The 19,611-nt window shown below is 62.4% G+C and carries 19 protein-coding genes; 3 read left to right on the forward strand and 16 right to left on the reverse strand.

Going from position 1 to position 19,611, the window contains the following annotated elements:
* Nucleotides 1-128: 128 nt before the first annotated feature.
* From LW136_RS05105 to LW136_RS05115, 4 genes are all read right to left on the reverse strand, one after another.
* Nucleotides 129-992, reverse strand: a complete 864-nt coding sequence (locus LW136_RS05105; RefSeq protein WP_043220498.1) for an IS3 family transposase — start codon at nucleotides 990-992, stop codon at nucleotides 129-131.
* A complete protein-coding gene (locus tag LW136_RS05110; protein ID WP_042922387.1) occupies nucleotides 989-1,291 on the reverse strand; it encodes a transposase in 303 nt (100 codons plus the stop codon). Before LW136_RS05110 ends, LW136_RS05105 begins: the two co-directional genes overlap by 4 nt.
* Nucleotides 1,292-1,431: 140 nt before the next feature.
* Entirely contained in the window at nucleotides 1,432-1,689 is a 258-nt protein-coding gene (locus LW136_RS22855) for an AAA family ATPase (protein ID WP_042922385.1), read from the reverse strand.
* Entirely contained in the window at nucleotides 1,686-3,614 is a 1,929-nt protein-coding gene (locus tag LW136_RS05115; protein ID WP_234174740.1) for an AAA family ATPase, read from the reverse strand. Before LW136_RS05115 ends, LW136_RS22855 begins: the two co-directional genes overlap by 4 nt.
* A 305-nt stretch (nucleotides 3,615-3,919) precedes the next feature.
* Between LW136_RS05115 and LW136_RS05120 the strand changes: the two genes are divergently transcribed.
* Together LW136_RS05120 and LW136_RS05125 are read left to right on the forward strand one after the other, a co-directional pair.
* On the forward strand, nucleotides 3,920-4,129 hold the full coding sequence (locus LW136_RS05120; RefSeq protein ID WP_234174741.1) for a hypothetical protein: 210 nt from the start codon (nucleotides 3,920-3,922) through the stop codon (nucleotides 4,127-4,129).
* Between the two features lie 168 nt (nucleotides 4,130-4,297).
* Nucleotides 4,298-4,459 carry a hypothetical protein gene (locus LW136_RS05125; RefSeq protein ID WP_014819307.1) on the forward strand — a complete coding sequence of 54 codons (162 nt, stop codon included), beginning with the start codon at nucleotides 4,298-4,300 and terminating at the stop codon, nucleotides 4,457-4,459.
* A gap of 120 nt (nucleotides 4,460-4,579) precedes the next feature.
* On the opposite strand, the gene LW136_RS05130 is transcribed toward LW136_RS05125, so the two are convergent.
* The 7 genes from LW136_RS05130 to LW136_RS05160 form a co-directional block, all read right to left on the reverse strand.
* Nucleotides 4,580-5,836 carry an OprD family porin gene (locus LW136_RS05130; protein WP_042922380.1) on the reverse strand — a complete coding sequence of 419 codons (1,257 nt, stop codon included), beginning with the start codon at nucleotides 5,834-5,836 and terminating at the stop codon, nucleotides 4,580-4,582.
* 268 nt (nucleotides 5,837-6,104) lie between these two features.
* Entirely contained in the window at nucleotides 6,105-7,820 is a 1,716-nt protein-coding gene (locus LW136_RS05135) for a tannase/feruloyl esterase family alpha/beta hydrolase (protein WP_042922390.1), read from the reverse strand.
* A gap of 251 nt (nucleotides 7,821-8,071) precedes the next feature.
* Nucleotides 8,072-8,470, reverse strand: a complete 399-nt coding sequence (locus LW136_RS05140; RefSeq protein WP_042922378.1) for a DoxX family protein — start codon at nucleotides 8,468-8,470, stop codon at nucleotides 8,072-8,074.
* A 111-nt stretch (nucleotides 8,471-8,581) separates the two neighbouring features.
* Entirely contained in the window at nucleotides 8,582-10,081 is a 1,500-nt protein-coding gene (locus LW136_RS05145) for a sigma-54 interaction domain-containing protein (RefSeq protein WP_042922375.1), read from the reverse strand.
* 77 nt (nucleotides 10,082-10,158) lie between these two features.
* Nucleotides 10,159-11,529 (reverse strand): TRAP transporter large permease, encoded by a 1,371-nt coding sequence (locus LW136_RS05150; protein WP_042922374.1) that lies wholly within the window; start codon nucleotides 11,527-11,529, stop codon nucleotides 10,159-10,161.
* 16 nt (nucleotides 11,530-11,545) lie between these two features.
* Nucleotides 11,546-12,148 carry a TRAP transporter small permease subunit gene (locus tag LW136_RS05155; RefSeq protein ID WP_042922371.1) on the reverse strand — a complete coding sequence of 201 codons (603 nt, stop codon included), beginning with the start codon at nucleotides 12,146-12,148 and terminating at the stop codon, nucleotides 11,546-11,548.
* A gap of 69 nt (nucleotides 12,149-12,217) precedes the next feature.
* Entirely contained in the window at nucleotides 12,218-13,303 is a 1,086-nt protein-coding gene (locus LW136_RS05160; protein ID WP_234174742.1) for a TRAP transporter substrate-binding protein, read from the reverse strand.
* A gap of 335 nt (nucleotides 13,304-13,638) precedes the next feature.
* Between LW136_RS05160 and LW136_RS05165 the strand changes: the two genes are divergently transcribed.
* The gene (locus LW136_RS05165) at nucleotides 13,639-15,021 is read left to right on the forward strand and encodes an IS1380 family transposase (protein ID WP_034018616.1); all 1,383 of its coding nucleotides are present in this window, start codon (nucleotides 13,639-13,641) and stop codon (nucleotides 15,019-15,021) included.
* A 350-nt stretch (nucleotides 15,022-15,371) separates the two neighbouring features.
* On the opposite strand, the gene LW136_RS05170 is transcribed toward LW136_RS05165, so the two are convergent.
* From LW136_RS05170 to LW136_RS05190, 5 genes are all read right to left on the reverse strand, one after another.
* Nucleotides 15,372-15,770, reverse strand: a complete 399-nt coding sequence (locus LW136_RS05170; RefSeq protein WP_014597531.1) for a MerR family transcriptional regulator — start codon at nucleotides 15,768-15,770, stop codon at nucleotides 15,372-15,374.
* 77 nt (nucleotides 15,771-15,847) lie between these two features.
* Nucleotides 15,848-17,029: an acetyl-CoA C-acetyltransferase gene (locus LW136_RS05175; protein WP_042922369.1), complete on the reverse strand. Its 1,182-nt coding sequence runs from the start codon at nucleotides 17,027-17,029 to the stop codon at nucleotides 15,848-15,850.
* Between the two features lie 255 nt (nucleotides 17,030-17,284).
* Nucleotides 17,285-17,914 (reverse strand): CoA transferase subunit B, encoded by a 630-nt coding sequence (locus tag LW136_RS05180; RefSeq protein WP_042922366.1) that lies wholly within the window; start codon nucleotides 17,912-17,914, stop codon nucleotides 17,285-17,287.
* Between the two features lie 4 nt (nucleotides 17,915-17,918).
* A complete protein-coding gene (locus LW136_RS05185) occupies nucleotides 17,919-18,614 on the reverse strand; it encodes a CoA transferase subunit A (RefSeq protein WP_042922364.1) in 696 nt (231 codons plus the stop codon).
* 85 nt (nucleotides 18,615-18,699) lie between these two features.
* Nucleotides 18,700-19,599, reverse strand: coding sequence for a hydroxymethylglutaryl-CoA lyase (locus LW136_RS05190; protein ID WP_042922363.1), 900 nt, complete (start codon nucleotides 19,597-19,599; stop codon nucleotides 18,700-18,702).
* Nucleotides 19,600-19,611: the final 12 nt, after the last annotated feature.

Consider the following 19,611-nt stretch of genomic DNA (forward strand, 5'->3'; position numbering starts at 1 on the left):
CGCGGACTGTAGATAATCGTACGGCTGCTCGCAATGTCTGGTTTTTGGTTGGCACAACGCTCTGGACTTGGTGATGGTGGGCCGCTGAAAAATAAATCTGAACTGACCCCGATTTCACGGACACCGACCTAAGAGACAGCGTGCAGGCGTTCATACTCGAACGGCGTCATATACGCCAAATACGAATGCCGTCGCTGTCGGTTGTAAAACACTTCGATGTAGTCGAACAAGCTTTGCCGAGCCTCGTCGAAGGTTCGGTATTTCTGATGCCGCACATGCTCGGTTTTGAGCGTATGGAAAAAGCTCTCCATCGCTGCGTTGTCGTGGCAATTACCTTTACGGCTCATGCTCGGCTGGATATCGTTTTGAGCAAGCAGAGCCTGATAACGAGCGGTTCTGTACTGCACGCCCTGATCGGTATGGAGCAGCAGGCCAACAGGCTTGGCACGCCTGCCCAGGCTCATTTCCAGTGCCAGCGTTGCTAGCTCTTGGCTGGGCTTCTTATCCATTGCCCAGCCAACTATCAGCCGAGAGTAGAGATCCATGATCACCGATAGGTACAGCCATCCTTGAGCGGTCGGAATGAACGTAATGTCCGCCACCCAACGCTCGTTTGGTCGATCCGCATAGAAGCGCCTCAGCAGTCGATGCTCAACGATATGTTCAAACGTTCGCCCGCGACCGGCCTGCTGCCAAACCAAGGTCTGCTTTGTCCTGAGACCGGCCTCTCGCTTCAAACGAGCTATGCGATTGAGGCCTGCACTGTTCCCCTGACTAGTTAGCTCTCGGTGAATACGTATCGGCCCATACGTTTGGCGACTATCACGATGAACCGCCTCGATCTGGCCCAGCAAAATACGGTTTGCCTTCGAACGCCGCGACTCTGCTCGATTGCGCCACGCGTAGTACCCGCTTGGCGAAGCGCCAACCGCTCGGCAAAGCCTGCGGATCGGATACTGGGCAGCATGATCACGAATGAAGGCGTACTTCACACGAGGCTCTTGGCGAAGTACGCAGCCGCCTTTTTTAGGATTTCGTTCTCTTCACGTAATCGCTCCATTTCGCGCTTCAGCTGAGCCACTTCGCTTTCTGGCTCAGCCTGGCGGCCAGAGCCCGGGAACGCGTGGCCCTGCTTCTGGTCAAGCTGCTGCTTCCACTTGTAGAGCTGATTGACCCGGATACCTAGCTCACGCGCAAGCTGCGTGCAGGACTTATCCGAGTCGGTCAGCTGACGGACTGCCTCTCGCTTGAATTCGGGGCTGTAGCGTTGGTACTCGCGTTTGTCTGTCATGGGACACCTTCCTATCTGACGGTATAGTCACATTTGAGGTGTCCGTAAAACCGGGGCTAGATCAATCTGTCCCCTTTGTTTGAAGCCGCTTCAACGCTCTAGTGCCTGATTGCCTAGAGCATTATTGGCAGGGAGGCTGTTTAACGAGTCATCATTTCGTAGTGACCTTCATGATTGGTCAACTGGAATATCTTTTTGAAAACCTTTCGATAAACCTGAACCTCGGCCCCATGCGCCTGTATGAAAAGATCGTCTGGCATACAGTGCGAACCATCGTTTATCCATGCTACAAGGGAGCGACACACCTCTCGGTCTTCATGAGTATCAAACATGGCAATCAAGTCATCGTCACCATACTTTCCTAAAATCTTAAAGTAATTCTCAATTATCCTTCTCATGACATCTGAAGCGTAACTGCTGACGTGTCAGGAGTCTCCTTATACTCCCTCCAAAGCAATTCATACGACGTGCTTATTGGATTGTTTATTCTATGATGAACGATGGCCGAAAATCTCTCGCCTTTTCGCAGAACCCAGTGGTTAACGTCATTAACACATTTCGTTCTTCCGTCGATGAAAGAAGCTTCTTTGTGGAAGTAAACATTATGAGTCAAAATTATAAGCTGGCGCACATCTCCTAGACCCGATTTAATCGCCTTGATCAAACTCTTAATTAACGTGCTTACAACAAACAATATCCCACTATCAAGGCTCGAGATTGGGTCATCAATTACCAAGACTCGCGGTGAGGATACATTCGCAACAGACTTGCCGCCTTTCACCAACTGCAAAAAATATAGAAAAGTGATGAAGGATATCTCACCCTCACTCAAGGTTGGTTCAGCCAGGCTTCCGTCAGCCCTCTTGATCTGATAATGATTAAGGACTGAATCGGCAGGAATAATTTCAAAGTTATCGAATCCACAGCCGCGAAGAATAGCATTTATCTCATCAACTGCAGGTTGAACACTGGTTGTCTGGCTTACCAAGGCTTTAATGTCTGCATTCAAACCAAAGTACTCAGCCCTTTTATCAGCTATGATTCTAGCTATGTTGTCGCGACCTTTGGACAGGCCATTAAGCTTCACGCGATATTCGGCAACATCTTTTTTTGCTTGCTGTGCAATGAAATCCCATACAGCAGATATGAGATTTGAGCGCTCTTCATCATAATGATCCAATATTTCATTGTGCGCTAAACAGTTGTCCCTACCTTTTTTCAAAAGCAACTCAATAGCCGCCCACTCATCCTTTATAGGATGCAATTGGATAGATAAACTAGGCTCTTTTAGCTTGCTGGCGACAAGCTCCATATTTGCTGAAAGCAGACTCAAAAACGCGTTTACGGCTAACTTGTAGTTGTTGATATCAACTTTAGCAATGAGATTTGATGCCAGCCTTTGCTCTGTTAATGCCAGATATTGGGCTAAATCATCAACGGCGCTCTTATAATCAATCTCCGCAGCTTTAAGCTCGGACATCGAACTAGTAAAGCTGTCATCGAAGTATTCTGCAACCTTAGCCCTAAAACTATCAGTTATGGTTTTCTGCTGACAAAAGGGGCAGGTGTCACCATGCATATACTTGAGACCTTGGTTGAGCCAATCACCAAGATTCAAAGCTCCTATGAGCTTGGCAATATCAACATCTTGCTTGCCGATAATCTTTTTCCGCCAGATAGAGTCATCCAGCAAGCTCGCCGACATAGTAAATAGTGAGGGGGCTTCCACTCTAGGCTGAGCATCTACGAAGACAATTTCAGCCTTAGCCTCTAAGTCCTCAATTTTGATCTGAGCCACCGGCGCAGCTTGTCGTAAAAGCCTAGCCTTGAAGCTTTCTTTTTGCGCAAAGCCTTTGAAGGCGACTTTGAAATTAGATTCATATTTCTTAAAGTAAGAAATCCAGACTTTGTCTTTAAATGATAATTCAACCTCCTCAATATCTGCGTTTATTTTTGCCAAGGTTTCACTTTTATTTACACCATCAATCCTGATATTTTCAAGCTCGGCTTTTTTCTGATCAATTACAGCAAGCTCTTCGGTTGTGGACTGCCCTAAAGTGAAAATCCCTTCAATAGTACTTTTTCCAAAGTTCTTTTCTCTAAATACCTTGTTATAAACCAGTAGCTCTAACGGCTGATTATTAACCCACGAGGCAGCACATGAACTGTAACGCTCAGAAAATTCGCCTGACAGAAAGTTAGAAACAGTAGTTTTGCCGCTACCATTTGCTCCATAAACAAAGTTAATTTTAGACAAACCATCTAAAGCAACTCCGTCAGAATCAAATGTAGCGACATTTTTTAGTGTGATGCTATTTAACATGGCGTTCCCTCGCTATAAATTCCTAATAGGCTTCGAAGCATGATAGTGCATTGCTATCACAGCACGATCAACTGCTAAGCTGTCGCAGTGGTGACCACAAATAGTGATTTTCATGGAAAGCTCTGCAGGCATGAGGGTACGCGGCCGTACAAGCCAAGTTTTATGGGCCTATAGGATTTTGCGAGGCTCTGCTCAAGTGATTCATAATTCTCAGTACTGCATTACTAGACATCCAAAGGCGCCTAGCCAAAGCTAGCCGCCTTTTTCGTTCCATCTATTCGCTGTTCCGTTTACCGAGGTAAACCATGCGTGACCGTTTCGATGAGATTCGTGCCGAGCGGGATGTTCATTCCGTGGAGCCGGTTGTTTACAACCGTGATCCCCATGCCGGGCTGTGGAAGCAGATTGCGTTGGGGATTGTGGTGGGTTATCTGGCGTTGGGTGTTTCAAGTGCCTTGGGTTGGGCGGTGTTTGTGCGGTTTGCGTTGGGCAGTTTGCAGGTTGCGGTGCCGTGAAAGCTGGGGCGTTAAGCTGGCGAGCAGGTTCTTCTGAGGCCTCGGTATCAGCGGGCTGTGGCGCCTTCTCTTGCCGTTGACGTTACCCGTGGTGCGGCGCAGAATCGGCGCCATTTCGCGGGGAGCCATCCTCCGCTAGCGGTTTCTTTGGTGTCTGAAGGGCGTGTGATGAATACGTTGCTGTCTGCGGTCTCGGTGATCGTTTGTGTGTTGGCAATCAGTGCGGGTGTGATGTTCGATGTTCGGCACAAGCCGAGCGACGAGGCGAAGCGGGTGTATACCGCGGAGCGGGTGAACGAGATTCTGCGGCGTAATACCAAGCAGAGCTGAGCCAGAGGCAAGGCGGCGGAATAAAAGAGGCGGCCCGAGGGTCGCCTTTTTCATGCCTGAAAAAAGCCGGGCGCGAGGCCCGGCGAAGTCCAACGAGGAGAGGTGCTGCGGCGTGGGTGTTTACCAGAGCGGCAGGCTGTAGCTGACGATGAAGCGGTTCTCGTCGAGATCGCTCTGGAAGTTGCTGCGCGTGGTGGCGTTGCGCAGCTTGAGGCCAAGGTTTTTCAGTGGGCCGCTCTGGATGACGTAGGCGATGTCGGTGTTGCGCTCCCAGGTCTTGCCTTCGCTGGCGCCGGCGCCACGGTCGACGTTGTCACCGGAGACGTAGCGGGTCATCAGGCTCAGCCCGGGAATGCCCATGGCGGCGAAGTCGTAGTCGTAGCGGACCTGCCAGGAACGCTCGTCCTGGTTACCGAAATCGTTGATCTGCAGCAGGTTGATCAACGCGTTATCGCCACCGGCGACGTAGGCGAAACCGGTATCGCCGCTCATGTGCTGGTAACCGCCGGTGAAGGCATGAGCGCCATGCTTGTAGGTGAACAGCGCGCCGAAGGCGTCGTTGTCGACGTTGCTGCCGCCATCGTCGGTGGAGCGTACATAGCGCAGGTCGGTCTTGAAGCTCTGCGACTCGCCGATCGGCAGCACATGGACCAGGCTGAGGTTGTGCTGGTCGTAGATGCCGTCCAGCCCACCGTAGTAGTAGCTGGTGGCCAACTGTGGCGACCAGTCGTAGCGCCCGCCGGCGAAGAGGAACTCGTCGCTCGTCGTATTGCTGCCAAGGGTGATGTTGCGCAGCCCGCCGTTGAACACCGTCATCTCTTCGTAGTTGGAAGAGTCGCGGTAGCTGGTGCGATCCAGCATGCCGAGATCCAGCGTGAGGCCTTCGACGTCCTTGCTCTGCAGCCAGGCGCCGCGATAGATGTTCGGCAGCAGGCGGCTGTCGTTACGCATCAGCACCGGGATCACCGGTTGCAGCGTGCCCACGTGCAGCGTGGTGGCGGACAGCTTGGCCTTGGCGGTCAGGCCCGCCGTGCCGTAGTCGTCCGCCGGTTCACCGGAGGCCGAGCGTGGCAGCAGGCCGGTGCCACCGCGACCGGAGCCGGAGTCGAGCTTGACGCCGAGCAGCCCGATGGCATCCAGGCCAAAGCCGACCGGCCCTTCGGTGTAGCCGGATTCCATTTTCAGGATGAAGCCCTGGGCCCACTCCTCGGCCTTGGACTGGCCGTCCCCCGAACGGAAGTCGCGGTTCATGTAGAAGTTGCGCAGTTCGACAGCGGCCTTGCTGTCTTCGATGAAAGCGGCGCTGGCGGGGCCGGTGGCGATCACTACGGCGCCGCCGCAGAGGGTGTGGCAGAGGGATTTGTGGTGCAGTCGCATGGTGTTTCCTCTTGTTGTTGTTTTAGGCCGCTCTCGGGCGGCTACAGGGCATAGAGCGAAAGGCGTGCCAGGCGCGGCGCTCGAGTGGCCACCCGCCGCAATGGCGCGTGGTAGAGCGGTCTATGGGCGGTTGGCTGGGCTTGCCGCGCGGGCTGCGGTGCGTCCGTTGGGCTGGACATGTATGGCGGAAGGCGGTGTTCTGCGGGGTCGAGGTGTCCAGTCGGGCAGACTGGGCGGCGCCGGCGGGGGAAGCCGGCGCCGGGTCAGGTCAGCGCTTGCCCCTGCGACTCTTGACGCAGACAAAGCTCTTCGCGGCGTTCACGTCGCCCTTGCCGACGTACTTCGGCCAGCCGGGGTATTCGCACAGCGGGCGGGTGCGGCCGGGCACGCCGACGCTATCGGCAACGACCTGCCGGCGCGGCGCACGGCCCTGTTCGACCCAGTCTTCCAGCGCGGTCAGCGAATCCCAGGCGGCGTTGAACACGGTGCTGGCGGCGTGGCCGTAGCCGGGGATCTCGTAGTAGCGCAGGAAGTGCTTGGTCTTGCCGGGGCCCATGTCGCGGCGCACGCGCTCGTAATACTCGGCGGTGGCGCGGGTGCTCACCAGCTGGTCGGAAGTGCCGTGGGCCATGAGGATCTTGCCGCCGTTGCGGGCGAATGCGGACAGGTCGGTCCGGTTGACGTCCTGGCGCAGCGACAGCTCGCTGATGCGCGCCTGCCATGGGCCGGGGTTCTGCGGGTCGAGGGTCAGCGAGTTGAAGGTGGGGTTGCGCGTCACGAAGAAGCGCACCCATTCATCCCAGAAGCCGGAATGGTAGGGCGCGCCCTCGGCGAACCCGGTGCCGTGCACCGGCATCGGGTAGCTCGGCTGCAGGGTGTTGAGGCCGAGGCGGTTGACCACCAGCTGCAGGCCTTCACCCGGCCGGCCGAGGTCGGTGCCCCAGGTGTTGAAGCCGGGGTAGTGGGTCTCGCCGCTGGCCAGCGGGAAGTTGAAGCGGATCGGCGTGTTGAACACCCGCAGCGCCTGGATCTGCGCATCCGACAGGCAGCGCTGCGAGGTATCGGCACCGCCCGGGCAGCGCAGCGGTTTGCCGTCGAGCCTGGCGCGGGCCGGGTCGAACCGTGCATTGCACGCGGCCTGGTGGCTGATCACGCCATCGCGCACGCCGTCCAGCCCGTCACAGGCCTGCATCGCGGCTTCCAGCAGTGCGGCGCGTTTCTCCAGGCTGGGAAAGGCGCCGGGCTGGGCGAGGGCGCGGGTGATGCGGCCGAACTGCAGGTCCAGCGCCAGGGCGTTGTAGGCGGGGTAGAGGACGATGGTGCCGTTGAAGTCGGTCGGCCATTGCTGCACCACGGCCAGCGCCTCGCGGCCACCGGTGGAGCCGCCGGCGAAATAGCTGCGCTCGGGCGCGGCGCCGTAGCGTTGCTCGATCAGGTAGACGGCGGCATCGCGGGTTTTCTTCAGCGCGTCGTGGGCGTAGTTGGCCAGGGCTTCGTCGTTCCAGGCAAAGGCGCCGGGGCTCAGCGGATCGGCGACATGCCCGGAATCGCTGCCGAACACCGCGTAGCCACGGCCGAGCGGCGTGGGTTGATCGACGGGGCCGGCGGGTACGTTGCCGGCGACGTTCGGCACCGTGCCGTTGTAACCGCCGCCGCCGAACATCATCGCCTTGCGGTTCCACTGTTCGGGCAGCACCAGGCGCATGCGTATTGCCGGTGCGGCGGGGTCGACCGGGCGAATCTCGGCGCTGAGGTCGCAGTAGGCGCCAAACGTCTGCGGTGCGCTGCCACCAGCCGCGATAGGGGTCGCTGCGGTGACGCGCGCACCGCTGCTGGGCAGGCCGATGGCCTGGGCCGGTATCTCGCGGCCAAGCAGTTCGGTGCAGGTCGCCGCCTGCACGGATTCGGCGGCAAGTAGCGCCAGCGCCAAGGGCGTCAGGCACAGCGCGCGGCGGGTAAACGGATTGCTACGGATAGGCATCATTGGGGCTTCCTTCTTGTTGTTGTCGAGCCGGTGCGCCGGGTCGGGCGCATAAGCGCTCAAGCCAATGACATGCCAGCGGGCGGAAGGAGGGGAGAGCAGGCGATAGCCGGTCATCGCCGTCAGGGCGAGGGCTCTAGGGCGGGGATGCAGAAGCCGTTGGGGGAGGCAGAAGATGTTCGGCGCGGCGGAGCTCAGCTGAAGCGATGTCCGGCGCGCTGGACGACTGTCCGCCTCGCCGGACACTCGGGTTGCTAGTTGTAGCGGCCGTTGATCCCGCCGACGCTGTAGCGCCCGGCGCCGAGCAGCAGGATGGCCAGCGAGCCGAACAGGAACAGACCCTGCAGTTCGATGGCCCAGCCGCCCATCGGCCCGATGTCGAACAGTTCGGCCCGGTGCGCCAGCGCCAGCGCGACGACCATGTTGCCCAGCATCAGCAGAGCGCCGAGGCGGGTATAAAGGCCAAGGATCACCAGCAGCGGCCCGACCACTTCGCCCAGGAACACGCCATAGGCGAGAAAGGCCGGCAGCCCCATGCCGGCCAGCATGCCGCCGATACCGTCGACGCCATGCAGCAGTTTGTGGATGCCATGCAGCAGCATCAGTACGCCGACCGAGAGCCTGAGAACGAGTTTGCCTGCATCGTCTGTCATCTTCGCGCATCCCAGTTGCGGCGCCGGAAACCGGCGGCCTGAGACCAATGTAGATCAGCCGCTGTGACATTGCCGCGTCGTCAACGACGGCCAAGCCGCGGGTTAGACCGCTCAGCGCTGGCTCAGGCCATGCTGCTGCAGCTTGCTGTAGAGGCTCGCGCGGGAGATGCCGAGTTCCATGGCGGCGCGCCGCCGGTTGCCCTTGCAGGCGGCCAGTGCGCTCTGCAAGGCGCGCCGCTCGGCCTGGGCGAGGGTCTGGGCCAGCGGTTGCAGCGGCAGTTCTTCGCTCGGCGCGGCCTCGGTCGGCAGGGCAGCGCTTGGCGCGCTTGACGCATAGGCCGGCGCATCGGCCGAGCGCGCCTGTTCGCCCAGCAGCGGCAGCAGGTGCGCGGCCTGCAGCTGCGGGCCGTCGGCGGACAGCTGCGCACGCTCCAGCAGGTTGCCCAGCTCGCGCACGTTGCCGCGCCAGGGTTGCGCGCAGAGCAGCGCCAGCGCCTCGGGGCTCAGCTCCATCGGCGGCTGCCCGGAGCGGTTGGCGATGTCGTCCAGCAGGTGCTCGACCACGGCGGGGATGTCGCTGGCGCGCTCGCGCAACGGCGGCACGCGCAGCGCGAGGACGTTGAGGCGGTAGTAGAGGTCGTCGCGGAACTGGCCGGCGGCGACCTTGGCTTCCAGGTCGATATGCGTCGCGGCGATCACCCGCACGTTGAGTGCCTTGACCTGATTGGAGCCGAGCGGCTCGACCTCCTGTTCCTGCAGCACGCGCAGCAGCTTGGCCTGCAGCGGCAGGGGCAGGTCGCCGATCTCGTCGAGGAACAGCGTGCCGCCGTTGGCCACCTCGAATTTGCCGATGCGCGCCTTGCGGTCGGCGCCGGTAAAGGCGCCGGGGGCGGTGCCGAACAGTTCGGCCTCGACCAGGCTTTCCGGAATCGCCGCGACGTTGACCGCGACGAAGGGCCCGCGCGCCCGCGGTGAGAGGTTGTGGATGCCCTGGGCCAGCAACTCCTTGCCGGTGCCGGTTTCGCCACGCAGCAGCACGGTGGCATCGAGCTGCGCGGCACGCCGGGCCTGGCGCTTGATCTCGCTGGCGGCCGGGCTGTTACCGATGAAGCCGGCGATGGTGTAACGCGCCCGGCGCGCCTTGGCCAGCTCGTTCTGGGTGGCGACCAGCTGGGTCTGCAAGCTGGTGTACTTGGACATCAGCGGCTTGAGGTGGCGGGCGCGGTCGAACAGCACGAAGCCCAGCGCGCCGACCAGGGTGCCGTCCTCGTCGCGCAGCGGAATGCGGGTGACGACGAAGTGCTCGTCGCCGAAGGCCATCAGGTCGATGATGCTCGGCAGGCCGCTTTCCACCACCTCGCGCAGGCGGCTGGCCGGCAGCACTTCCTCGATTTCCTTGCCGAGCACGCTGGCCGGATCGCGAATGCCGACCTTCTCGGCGTACTTGTCGTTGATCCAGACGATGCGCGCCTGGCGGTTGACCGCGATGGTGCCCTCGCACTGCGCGTTCAGATGATCGAACAGCAGTGGCATGGCCACGGCACGGAAGCGTTCCGGCGAAACGCCGACGATCAGGCCGTGGTTGTCGAGTGCGTCGCGGGCAATGCTCATGGGCAGTCAGGGTCCGTTCTGGGGCGACCGATTATGGTTGGCCCCGGCTGCCACGGGCAAGGCAGCCGGGGGCATGCTCACGGCTGGGAATACACTTCGTTCGGCAGCCAGGTGGCCAGCGGGGCGAAGTAAAACACCAGGGCCAGGCCGATCAGCTGAATGATGATGTACGGCAGCACGCCGAGGTAGACATCGCGGGTGGTGACGCCCGGCGGGCAGACGCCCTTGATGTAGAACAGCGCGAAGCCCACCGGCGGGGTGAGAAACGAAGTCTGCAGGCAGAGCGCGAAGAGAATCGCGAACCACAGCGGATCGACGCCCATTGAGAACAGCACCGGCGCCACCAGCGGCAGGATGATCAGGGTGATCTCCACCCAGTCGAGGAAGAAGCCCAACAGGAAGGTGATCGCCAAGACGGTGAGCAGCACGCCGGTCTGGCCGAACGGCAGGCCGGTCAGCGCCGCGCGGATCACGTCGTCGCCACCCAGGCCGCGCAGAACGGCGGCGAATACCGTGGCGCCGATGAAGATGCCGAAGATGAACGCAGCGGTGCGGCTGGTCTGGTACAGCGCATCCTTGAGCACCGGCAAGTTCAGCCGGCGGCTGGCCGCTGCCATCAACAGTGCACCGAAGGCGCCGACGGCGGAGGCCTCGGTGGTGGTGGCGATACCGAAGAAGATCGAGCCGAGCACAGCGAAGATCAGTGCCAGCGGCGGCACCACGGCCCAGAACACGTCGAGCAGCGCACGGGCGTCGAGCTTCGGCCGGTTGACCGGGGCCGGGGCGAAGTCCTTCTTCAGCCAGGCGGCGATCACGATGTAGAGGATGTACATCAGCGCCAGCATCATCCCCGGGATCAACGCACCCATGAACAACTTGCCCACCGAGGCTTCCGAGGTGCCGAGGCGGTCGGCCATCAGCACCAGCATGATGCTCGGCGGAATCAGGATGCCCAGCGTGCCCACCGAGCAGGCGGTGCCCACCGCCAGGCTCTTGTTGTAGTTGGCCTGCAGCATCGGCCCGATGGAGAGCATGCCGAGCAGCGCCACCGAGGCGCCGACGATGCCGGTGGAGGCGGCGAGCAGGATGCCGACCACCACCACGGTCACCGCGTAGCCGCCTCGCAGCGGGCCGAGCACACGCACCAGGCTGTGCATCAGGCGCTCGGCGATGCCGGAGCGGTCGAGCATGATGCCCATGAAGATGAACAGCGGCAGGGCCACCATCAGCTCATTGGCGACGATGCCGTAGATGCGCGCGTCGAGCACGCCGATGGTGCCGTCCCAGGTAAACCAGAGATTGGCGTCGAAGTGTTCCACCAGCACATAGCCGACCACGGCGAACAGCAGGCCGATGCCGGCCAGCGACCAGGCGACCGGGAAGCCGAGCAGCAGCAGGCCCATGAAGCTGGCGAACATGGCGATGACGAGGATTGCTTCCAGACCCATGATTGCGACTACTCCATCAGGGCTGCGAACGAGTGCGGTCGCGCTCGTCCGAGGGGGCCGTCAGGGCCCGCGGGAAATTGAACAGCAGGGTGCTGCAGCGCAACGCGCGGGACAGCAGCGCCAGCGCTACCAGGGCGAGGCCGATGGGCAGCACGCTCTTGAAGATGAAGCGATGGGGCAGCCCGCTGGGTGCCTGGGAGCGTTCGTTGTAGAGGTAGGCCTTGTAGGCGTAGGGAATCAGCGCATCGATCATCAGCGCGATCACCGGCAGGGCCAGCAGCACGATGGCGACCAGCTCGATCCAGGCGCGGCTGCGCAGGCTGAAGCGTTCGCTCAGCACATCGACACGCACATGGTCGTCGCGCACTACGGCATAGGCGAGGGCAAGCATCAGCGCGGCGCCGAACAGGTGCCAGGACATTTCCTCCAGCGCGATGGAGCCGCGCGAGAGGGCAAAGCGGCTGAACACATTGGCCAGCACGACCAGCAGCACGGCCAGCCAGAGCCAGGCGCTGGCTTCGCCGATGGCCACCAGCAGGCGATCCAGCGGCCGCGAGATGCGGTTGTACGGCAGCGCGTCGGGCGCTGGCGCATCGGGAGAGACGGGCTTGAAGGACACGGCGGACCTCGAAATCTCGACACAGGTGAAGAACGCGGGCACGTGCCGTGCCCGCCTTAGGCGCAGCTGTCAGTCGTACTTGTAGAAGTCGCGCGGCAGATAGCCCATGCCGTGCCAGATCGAGTGGTGCTGCATGAACTCACGCTGGCTGGTCAGCACGCGCTTGAACATCTCGTCCTTGGCGGCCATCTCGTCGAGCACCTCGTCGGTGACCTTCTGCAGCTCGCGCAGTACCGGCTCAGGCAGCACCTGGGCCTTCACGCCCTGCTTCTGGTAGTCACGCAGGGCGGTCGGCTGGGCCCACTCGCTTTCGGCAAAGCCCTTGAGGGTGGCCGACTCGCAACCCATCTCGATGAGTGCGCGGCTTTCCGGCGCGAGCTTGTCCCAGACGTCCTTGTTCACCAGCAGATGCGAGGTGGTCAGTGTCTGGTGCCAGCCGGGCATGATGTAGTTCTTGATGATCTGGTCCAGGCCGAGCATCTTGTCCACCGCCGGCTGCGAGAACTCGGTGGCGTCGATGGTCTTGCGCTCCAGCGCCTGGTAGATCTCGCCGCCCGGCACCATGGTCACCGAGGCGCCGAGCTTTTCCAGCACCTTGCCGCCGATACCGGCGAAGCGGATGCGCAAGCCATCGAAGTCATCCAGCTTCTCGATGGGCTTGGCGAACCAGCCGGCGCCTTCCGGGCCGATGATGCTGCACAGCATCGGGTGGATATTGCGCTCGGCGTAGATCTCCTCGAGCAGCTTCTTGCCGTCGCCCTGGTAATACCAGGCCAGGTGCGCCGGCGGCTCCATGTTGAACGGCGCGCCGGAGTACAGCGGCAGGGCCGGGATGGTGCCCTGGTCGTAGCCAATCCAGGTGTAGCCGGCCGGGTACTTGCCGCTGCTCACCGCATCCATGATTTCGAACGGCGGCACCAGCTCGCCCGGCTCGTAGTAGCCCAGCTGGATGTCGCCGCCCGAGACGGCCTTGAGCGATTCGGAAAGGTGCTTGACTGGTGTGGAGAGGCCGATCAGGTGGGAAGGGAAAGCCAGCGGTACCTGCCAGCGGATCTTTTCCGCGGCGCTGGCGACGCCACTGAGCAGGCTGGCGCCGAGCAGGGTTGTGGCACCGATGGCGCAGGCGATACGGGAGAGTTTGTTCTTGGTCGACATGCAGGTTTCCTTCTTGTTGTTGTTCTGGTGCCCGAGGGCGGACGCGCAACCGCCCGTGGGTCGAGGGCGTTAACAGGCCAGAACAAGAACAGAGGCCGAGCCGATGCTGCCGATTCGGCGCCAGTCTTGTTCTTTGGTTTGTTCTGGCGTCGCAGGGTGGATTGCAGGTTCTGTGCCTATCGCCCGCGAGCGAGGAAAGGCGCGGTCTGCGGCGGCATTCGGATGATTGCAGGGCGATAGCCCGCATTTCTCACAGGAAGAGATGCACCGGGCCGTCGGATGCGCGAAAATTGTTGTGCAAAGAACGATTTAGCGCGACAACGGAGAGCGGCCCGATGCAGACACAGTGTAATCCGAAGCAGTACACGTTTTCAGGGGTGGGGCGGCGCGCGGTGGTAGCCGGATTTGATGGCGGTCGGGTGAGTTCGGATGGCGGCGCGTTGCTGCTCAAACAAACCGATGAAGCGGTGGGGTTGTTCGATCGCCTGGCCGGCTGTTTCCAGGACGATCGGATGCCCGAGGCGGTGGAGTTTCCGCTGCGCACGCTGGTGGCGCAGCGGGTGATGGGCATCGCGCTGGGCTACGAGGATCTCAACGATCACGAGCAACTGCGCCACGACCCGCTGCTGGGCGCGGTGATCGGCAAGCTGCAGTCCGGACGTGCGCGCTGTGCGCCCTTGGCCGGCAAGAGCACGCTCAACCGGCTGGAGCGCTTCCAGGCGCAGGGCAGTTCGCGCTATCACAAGATCCGGCCGCAGGCCGGCATGATCGAGGATCTGTTCGTCGATCTGTTTCTGGACGCCCACCGCAGGCCGCCAGAGGAGATCATCCTGGATCTGGATGCCACCGACGATCCGCTGCATGGGCAGCAGGAGGGCCGGTTCTTTCACGGCTACTACGGGGGTTACTGTTACCTGCCGCTGTACATCTTCTGCGGCCGTCACCTGCTGTGCGCCAAGTTGCGCCCGGCCAACGTCGATGGCGCCGCCGGGGCGCTGGAAGAGGTGCAACGCATCGTCAAGCAGATTCGCGCCCGCTGGCCAGACACGCGCATCGTGCTGCGCGCCGACTCGGGGTTCTGCCGGGATGACCTGATGACTTGGTGCGAAGCACAGTCGGTCGATTATGTCTTCGGACTGGCGCGCAACGCGCGCCTGACCCGGGCCATCGGCCCGAGCCTGCGGCAGGCCCAGGCGCAGTGCGAAGCGACGGGAGTCCCGGCACGGGTGTTCCAGGAACTGCACTACCGCACGAGGAAAAGCTGGAGCGCCGAGCGCCGGGTGGTGGCCAAGGCCGAGGCCTTGCCGGGCAAGACCAACCCACGCTTCGTGGTGACCACGCTTGCGGTCGGGGACTGGCCGGACAAGGCGCTGTATGAGGATCTCTACTGCGCGCGCGGCGAGATGGAGAACCGCATCAAGGAGTGTCAGCTCGACCTGTTCGCCGACCGCACCTCCACCGCGACGCTGCGCAGCAACCAGCTGCGGCTGTGGCTGTCCTCGTTCGCCTACGTGCTGCTCGAAAGCCTGCGCAGGCTGGCGCTGTCGGGGACCGAACTGGCCCAGGCCACGGCCGGTAGCATCCGCCTGAAGCTGCTCAAGATCGGCGCGGTCATCACCGTGAGCGTGCGCCGGGTCAAAGTGGCCATGAGTTCGGCCTTCCCGCAGCAGGAGGTGTTCGATCACGCCTTCGATGTCTTGAGCGCCGCGGCGCGCTGACAGCCGCACACCCACCGTCCCCCTCCACATCACACCCCGTCCACCCTGCCGCAAGCGCCTTGTTCAAGCGCGCTCGCAGGCGCTTGCCCGAAATCAGCGCTGTCGGCAGCCTGCGCCACCTGCGACGACCTGCGTCCGTCAAAACGGCCCAATGCGCAGGGCTGTGAGAAATGCGGGATAGCGGTGTCCGCTGCGGCAGACACTGCTCAGGTGAACATGCGGCTGTGTCTGGAATTCTGGAACATGTCCAGTTTCATGGACGGCAGCAATGACTGACAGCTGGACAAACAAAATCCGGCGTTGCGCGGGGCGCGACGCCGGATGAGAGGAGTAGAGCGGAGGGTGTGCGATCAGCTGGCGGCTTGCTTGGCCAGGGTGCTTTCCAGGGCGCTGCGGCAGCGCTCCTCGGCGGTGTCCAGCTCCAGCTGCATCTGCTGGATGTCGAGCAGTTGCTGCTCCAGCTGCTGGCGCCGCTCGGCGATCATCTGCAGCATGATGTTCAGCTGCTTCTGGTTGCCGGCCTTGGGGTCGTAGAGCTCGATCAGCGTCTTGCATTCAGCCAGCGAAAAGCCGATGCGCTTGCCGCGCAGGATCAGCTTCAGCGCGACGCGATCCTTGGGTGAATAGATGCGTTCCTGACCGCGGCGGGTCGGCGTGAGCATGCCCTGTTCTTCGTAGAAGCGGATGGCGCGAGTGGTGATATCCAGCTCATTGGCCAGGTCGGAAATACTGTAGGTTTGTTTCGCCATGATTCTTCCGATCATCCTCTGTCACGCCCGGCGAACCGGGCGCGTGTCTGCCAGCATGCCCTGCCGCGACGGTGCGCTCAGGGGCGTTCGACTGCCAAGGCTACTCCCTGGCCACCACCGATGCACAGCGTTGCCAGGCCCTTGCGAACATCGCGGCGCTGCATCTCGTGCAGCAGGGTCACCAGGATGCGGCAGCCCGAGGCGCCGATCGGGTGGCCGAGGGCAATGGCGCCGCCGTTCACGTTGACCTTATCGGCATCCCAGCCCAATTCCTTACCGACTGACAGCGCCTGCACGGCGAAGGCTTCGTTGGCTTCGATCAGGTCCAGCTCGGCCAGCGTCCAGCCGGCCTTTTCCAGGCAGCGACGGGTGGCGGTGACCGGGCCGATGCCCATGATCGCCGGGTCGACGCCGGCGTTGGCGTAACCGGCGATCTTGGCCAGTACCGGCAGGCCGACGGCCTCGGCCTTGCTGGCGCTCATCAGCACCACCGCGGCGGCGCCGTCGTTGAGGGTCGAGGCGTTGCCGGCGGTGACGCAGCCGTCCTTCTTGAAGGCTGCACGCAGGCCGCCGAGGGATTCGGCCGTGGTGCCGGCGCGCGGCTGCTCGTCACGGGCGAAGGCGACCGGGTCGCCCTTGCGCTGGGGAATCATGACCGGGGTGATCTCGGCATCGAAGCGGCCGCTTTCGATGGCCGCCGCGGCACGCTGCTGCGACTGTGCGGCGAAGGCGTCCTGCTGGGCGCGGTCGATGCCGTACTTGTCGGCCAGGTTCTCCGCGGTGATGCCCATGTGGTAGTCATTGAAGGCATCCCACAGGCCGTCGGTGATCATGGTATCGACGATCTGCGCGTGGCCCATGCGCAGGCCGGTGCGTGCGCCGGGCAGGACGTAGGGCGCCAGGCTCATGTTCTCCATGCCGCCGGCGATGACCACTTCGGCATCGCCGCAGCGGATCGCCTGCACGGCCAGATGCACGGCCTTGAGGCCCGAGCCGCAGACCTTGTTCAGCGTCATGGCCGGTACGGCGTGGGGCAGGCCGGCCTTGATCGAGGCCTGGCGCGCGGTGTTCTGCCCGGCGCCGGCGGTGAGCACGTGGCCGAGGATGACTTCATCGACCTGGGCCGGTTCGATGCCGGTCTTTTCCAGCAGGGCGCGGATCACGGTGGCGCCCAGTTGGACTGCCGGCACATTGGCCAGCGAGCCCTGGAAACTGCCGATGGCGGTGCGGGTTGCAGCTACGATGACGACGTCTTGCATGACGGACTCCGAATAAAAAGGCGCCACGCCGGGGCGTAACGCGAGGGCCAGGCACGCGGCCTGGCTCCGGGAAAGGGTGCCCTCGAACGACAGGGGGCAAGCCGTTGGTCAGCGCGCTGGCAGACCGGTCGATGCCGCAGTATACGGGCGCCTGGGTGACTGGCCAGTGCTGGCGCGCCGCCGGCTCGGGACGTTCGGGACAGGCGGGAAGACGCGGCGGGCAAGGGTTGCTCCGGCGTCATTCCCGCACTCGCTTCAGCGCTGGATAGGGCTGCCGGTGGCCGCTTGCAGCTCCTCGAAGCTGACACCTTCGGCCAGTTCCACCAGTTTCAGGCCCTGCTCGGTGACGTCCAGCACGCCGAGGTCGGTGATGATCCGGTCGACCACGCCGAGGCCGGTGAGCGGCAGGTCGCAGGCCGGCAGGATCTTGTGCGCGCCGCCCTTGGCGGTGTGCTCCATCAGCACCACGACGCGCTTGACGCCGGCCACCAGGTCCATCGCGCCGCCCATGCCCTTGACCATCTTGCCGGGGATCATCCAGTTGGCCAGGTCGCCCTTTTCCGACACCTGCATGGCGCCGAGGATGGCCAGGTTGATGTGACCGCCGCGGATCATGGCGAAGCTCTGCGCGTTGTCGAAGAAGCTCGAGCCGGGCAGGGCGGTGACGGTCTGCTTGCCGGCGTTGATCAGGTCCGGGTCGATCTCTTCCTCGCTCGGGAAGGGGCCGATGCCGAGCAGGCCGTTCTCGCTCTGCAGCCAGACGTCCATGCCTTCGGGGATGTAGTTGGCCACCAGGGTCGGCAGGCCGATACCGAGGTTGACGTAGAAGCCGTCCTGCAGCTCCTGGGCGGCGCGCTGCGCCATCTGTTCACGTGTCCAGGCCATGGTCTCAGCTCCTCACCGTGCGTTTTTCGATGCGTTTTTCCGGATTCGGGTTGTGCACGATGCGATGCACGTAGATGCCCGGCAGGTGGATCTGGTCCGGGTCCAGCTCGCCGGTTTCGACGATCTCCTCCACCTCGACGACGCAGACCTCGCCGGCCATCGCTGCCAGCGGGTTGAAGTTGCGCGCGGTCTTGCGAAACAGCAGGTTGCCGGCCTTGTCGGCCTTCCATGCCTTGACCAGGGCCAGGTCCGCGGTCAGCGATTCTTCCATCACGTACCACTCGCCGTTGAACTGGCGGGTTTCCTTGCCTTCGGCCACCAGCGTGCCGTAGCCGGTCCTAGTGTAGAACGCCGGGATGCCCGCGCCGCCGGCACGCAGCTTCTCGGCCAGGGTGCCCTGCGGGGTGAACTCCAGGGCCAGCTCGCCGGCCAGGTACTGGCGCTCGAACTCCTTGTTCTCACCCACGTAGGAGGAAATCATCTTGCTGATCTGCCGCGTCTCCAGCAGCAGGCCGAGGCCGAAACCGTCGACACCGGCGTTGTTGCTGATGGCAGTCAGGTCTTTCTTGCCGCTGTCGCGCAGGGCGGCGATCAGCTGCTCGGGGATGCCGCACAGGCCGAAGCCGCCGACGGCGATGGTCATGCCGTCCTCGACCAGGCCTTCCAGGGCGTGGGCGGCGCTGGGGTAAATCTTGTTCATGAATTACCTCTACTTGTTGTTCTGTCTGTGCCGGGCGCTACCTGAACGGCCGCCCGACGAATAGGGTTTAGCAAGAACGGTGCCGCTAACCGGCCTGCCTGGCGCGGGCGACCCGCGAACCGCTGGCGCGCCCCAGCAGCTGGCTGATGCGCTGGCCGGCGGCGATCAGTGCGTCGAGGTCGATGCCGGTGGCTATGTCCAGCCCGTTGAACATGTACAGCACGTCTTCGCTGGCGACATTGCCGCTGGCGCCTTTTGCGTAAGGGCAACCGCCGAGGCCGGCGACCGAGCTGTCGAACACCGCGATGCCTTCCAAGAGGCTCGCATAGATATTCGCCAGCGCCTGGCCGTAGGTGTCGTGGAAATGCCCGGCCAACCGTTCGCGCGGCACTTCGCGGGCTACGGTATCGAACAGCGTGCGGGTCTTGCCCGGTGTGCCGGTGCCGATGGTGTCGCCCAAGGAAACCTCGTAGCAGCCCATGGCATACAGCTCGCGGGCCACTTCGGCGACCTTGGCTGGCGATACCTCACCCTCATAAGGGCAGCCGAGCACGCAGGAAACGTAGCCACGCACGCGAATGTCGTGTTCGCGGGCAGCCTCCATCAAAGGCGCGAAGCGTGCCAGGCTCTCGGCGATGGAGCAGTTGATGTTCTTCTGCGAGAAAGCTTCGGAGGCCGCACCGAACACCGCGACTTCCTTCACGCCGGCCTCAATGGCCGCTTCTAGGCCTTTCATGTTTGGCGCCAGCGCCGCATAGGTGACCCCGGCCTTGCGCTGGATCTGCGCGAAGACTTCGGCGGAGCCCGCCATCTGTGGCACCCACTTGGGCGAGACGAAGCTGCCGACTTCGATATAGGGCAGCCCGGTGGCGCTCAGGTCGTCGACCAGACGCACCTTGTCCACCACGCTGATCGGCTGCTGCTCGTTCTGCAGACCGTCACGCGGGCCGACTTCCACCAGCCGGACCTGTTTGGGCAGGCTCATATGTCCTCCAGG

This window comes from Stutzerimonas kunmingensis (genome assembly GCF_021432085.1).
Classification (GTDB): domain Bacteria; phylum Pseudomonadota; class Gammaproteobacteria; order Pseudomonadales; family Pseudomonadaceae; genus Stutzerimonas.

Bases quoted from the DNA above. Each gene is read 5' to 3' on its own strand.
- LW136_RS05190 (WP_042922363.1), bottom strand. From the start codon at position 19,599: ATGAGCCTGCCCAAACAGGTCCGGCTGGTGGAAGTCGGCCCGCGTGAC.
- LW136_RS05165 (WP_034018616.1), top strand. From the start codon at position 13,639: ATGCAGACACAGTGTAATCCGAAGCAGTACACGTTTTCAGGGGTGGGG.
- LW136_RS05125 (WP_014819307.1), top strand. From the start codon at position 4,298: ATGAATACGTTGCTGTCTGCGGTCTCGGTGATCGTTTGTGTGTTGGCA.
- LW136_RS05115 (WP_234174740.1), bottom strand. From the start codon at position 3,614: ATGTTAAATAGCATCACACTAAAAAATGTCGCTACATTTGATTCTGAC.
- LW136_RS05160 (WP_234174742.1), bottom strand. From the start codon at position 13,303: ATGTCGACCAAGAACAAACTCTCCCGTATCGCCTGCGCCATCGGTGCC.
- LW136_RS05150 (WP_042922374.1), bottom strand. From the start codon at position 11,529: ATGGGTCTGGAAGCAATCCTCGTCATCGCCATGTTCGCCAGCTTCATG.
- LW136_RS05135 (WP_042922390.1), bottom strand. From the start codon at position 7,820: ATGATGCCTATCCGTAGCAATCCGTTTACCCGCCGCGCGCTGTGCCTG.
- LW136_RS05185 (WP_042922364.1), bottom strand. From the start codon at position 18,614: ATGAACAAGATTTACCCCAGCGCCGCCCACGCCCTGGAAGGCCTGGTC.
- LW136_RS05110 (WP_042922387.1), bottom strand. From the start codon at position 1,291: ATGACAGACAAACGCGAGTACCAACGCTACAGCCCCGAATTCAAGCGA.
- LW136_RS05130 (WP_042922380.1), bottom strand. From the start codon at position 5,836: ATGCGACTGCACCACAAATCCCTCTGCCACACCCTCTGCGGCGGCGCC.
- LW136_RS22855 (WP_042922385.1), bottom strand. From the start codon at position 1,689: ATGAGAAGGATAATTGAGAATTACTTTAAGATTTTAGGAAAGTATGGT.
- LW136_RS05180 (WP_042922366.1), bottom strand. From the start codon at position 17,914: ATGGCCTGGACACGTGAACAGATGGCGCAGCGCGCCGCCCAGGAGCTG.
- LW136_RS05175 (WP_042922369.1), bottom strand. From the start codon at position 17,029: ATGCAAGACGTCGTCATCGTAGCTGCAACCCGCACCGCCATCGGCAGT.
- LW136_RS05120 (WP_234174741.1), top strand. From the start codon at position 3,920: ATGCGTGACCGTTTCGATGAGATTCGTGCCGAGCGGGATGTTCATTCC.
- LW136_RS05140 (WP_042922378.1), bottom strand. From the start codon at position 8,470: ATGACAGACGATGCAGGCAAACTCGTTCTCAGGCTCTCGGTCGGCGTA.
- LW136_RS05170 (WP_014597531.1), bottom strand. From the start codon at position 15,770: ATGGCGAAACAAACCTACAGTATTTCCGACCTGGCCAATGAGCTGGAT.
- LW136_RS05145 (WP_042922375.1), bottom strand. From the start codon at position 10,081: ATGAGCATTGCCCGCGACGCACTCGACAACCACGGCCTGATCGTCGGC.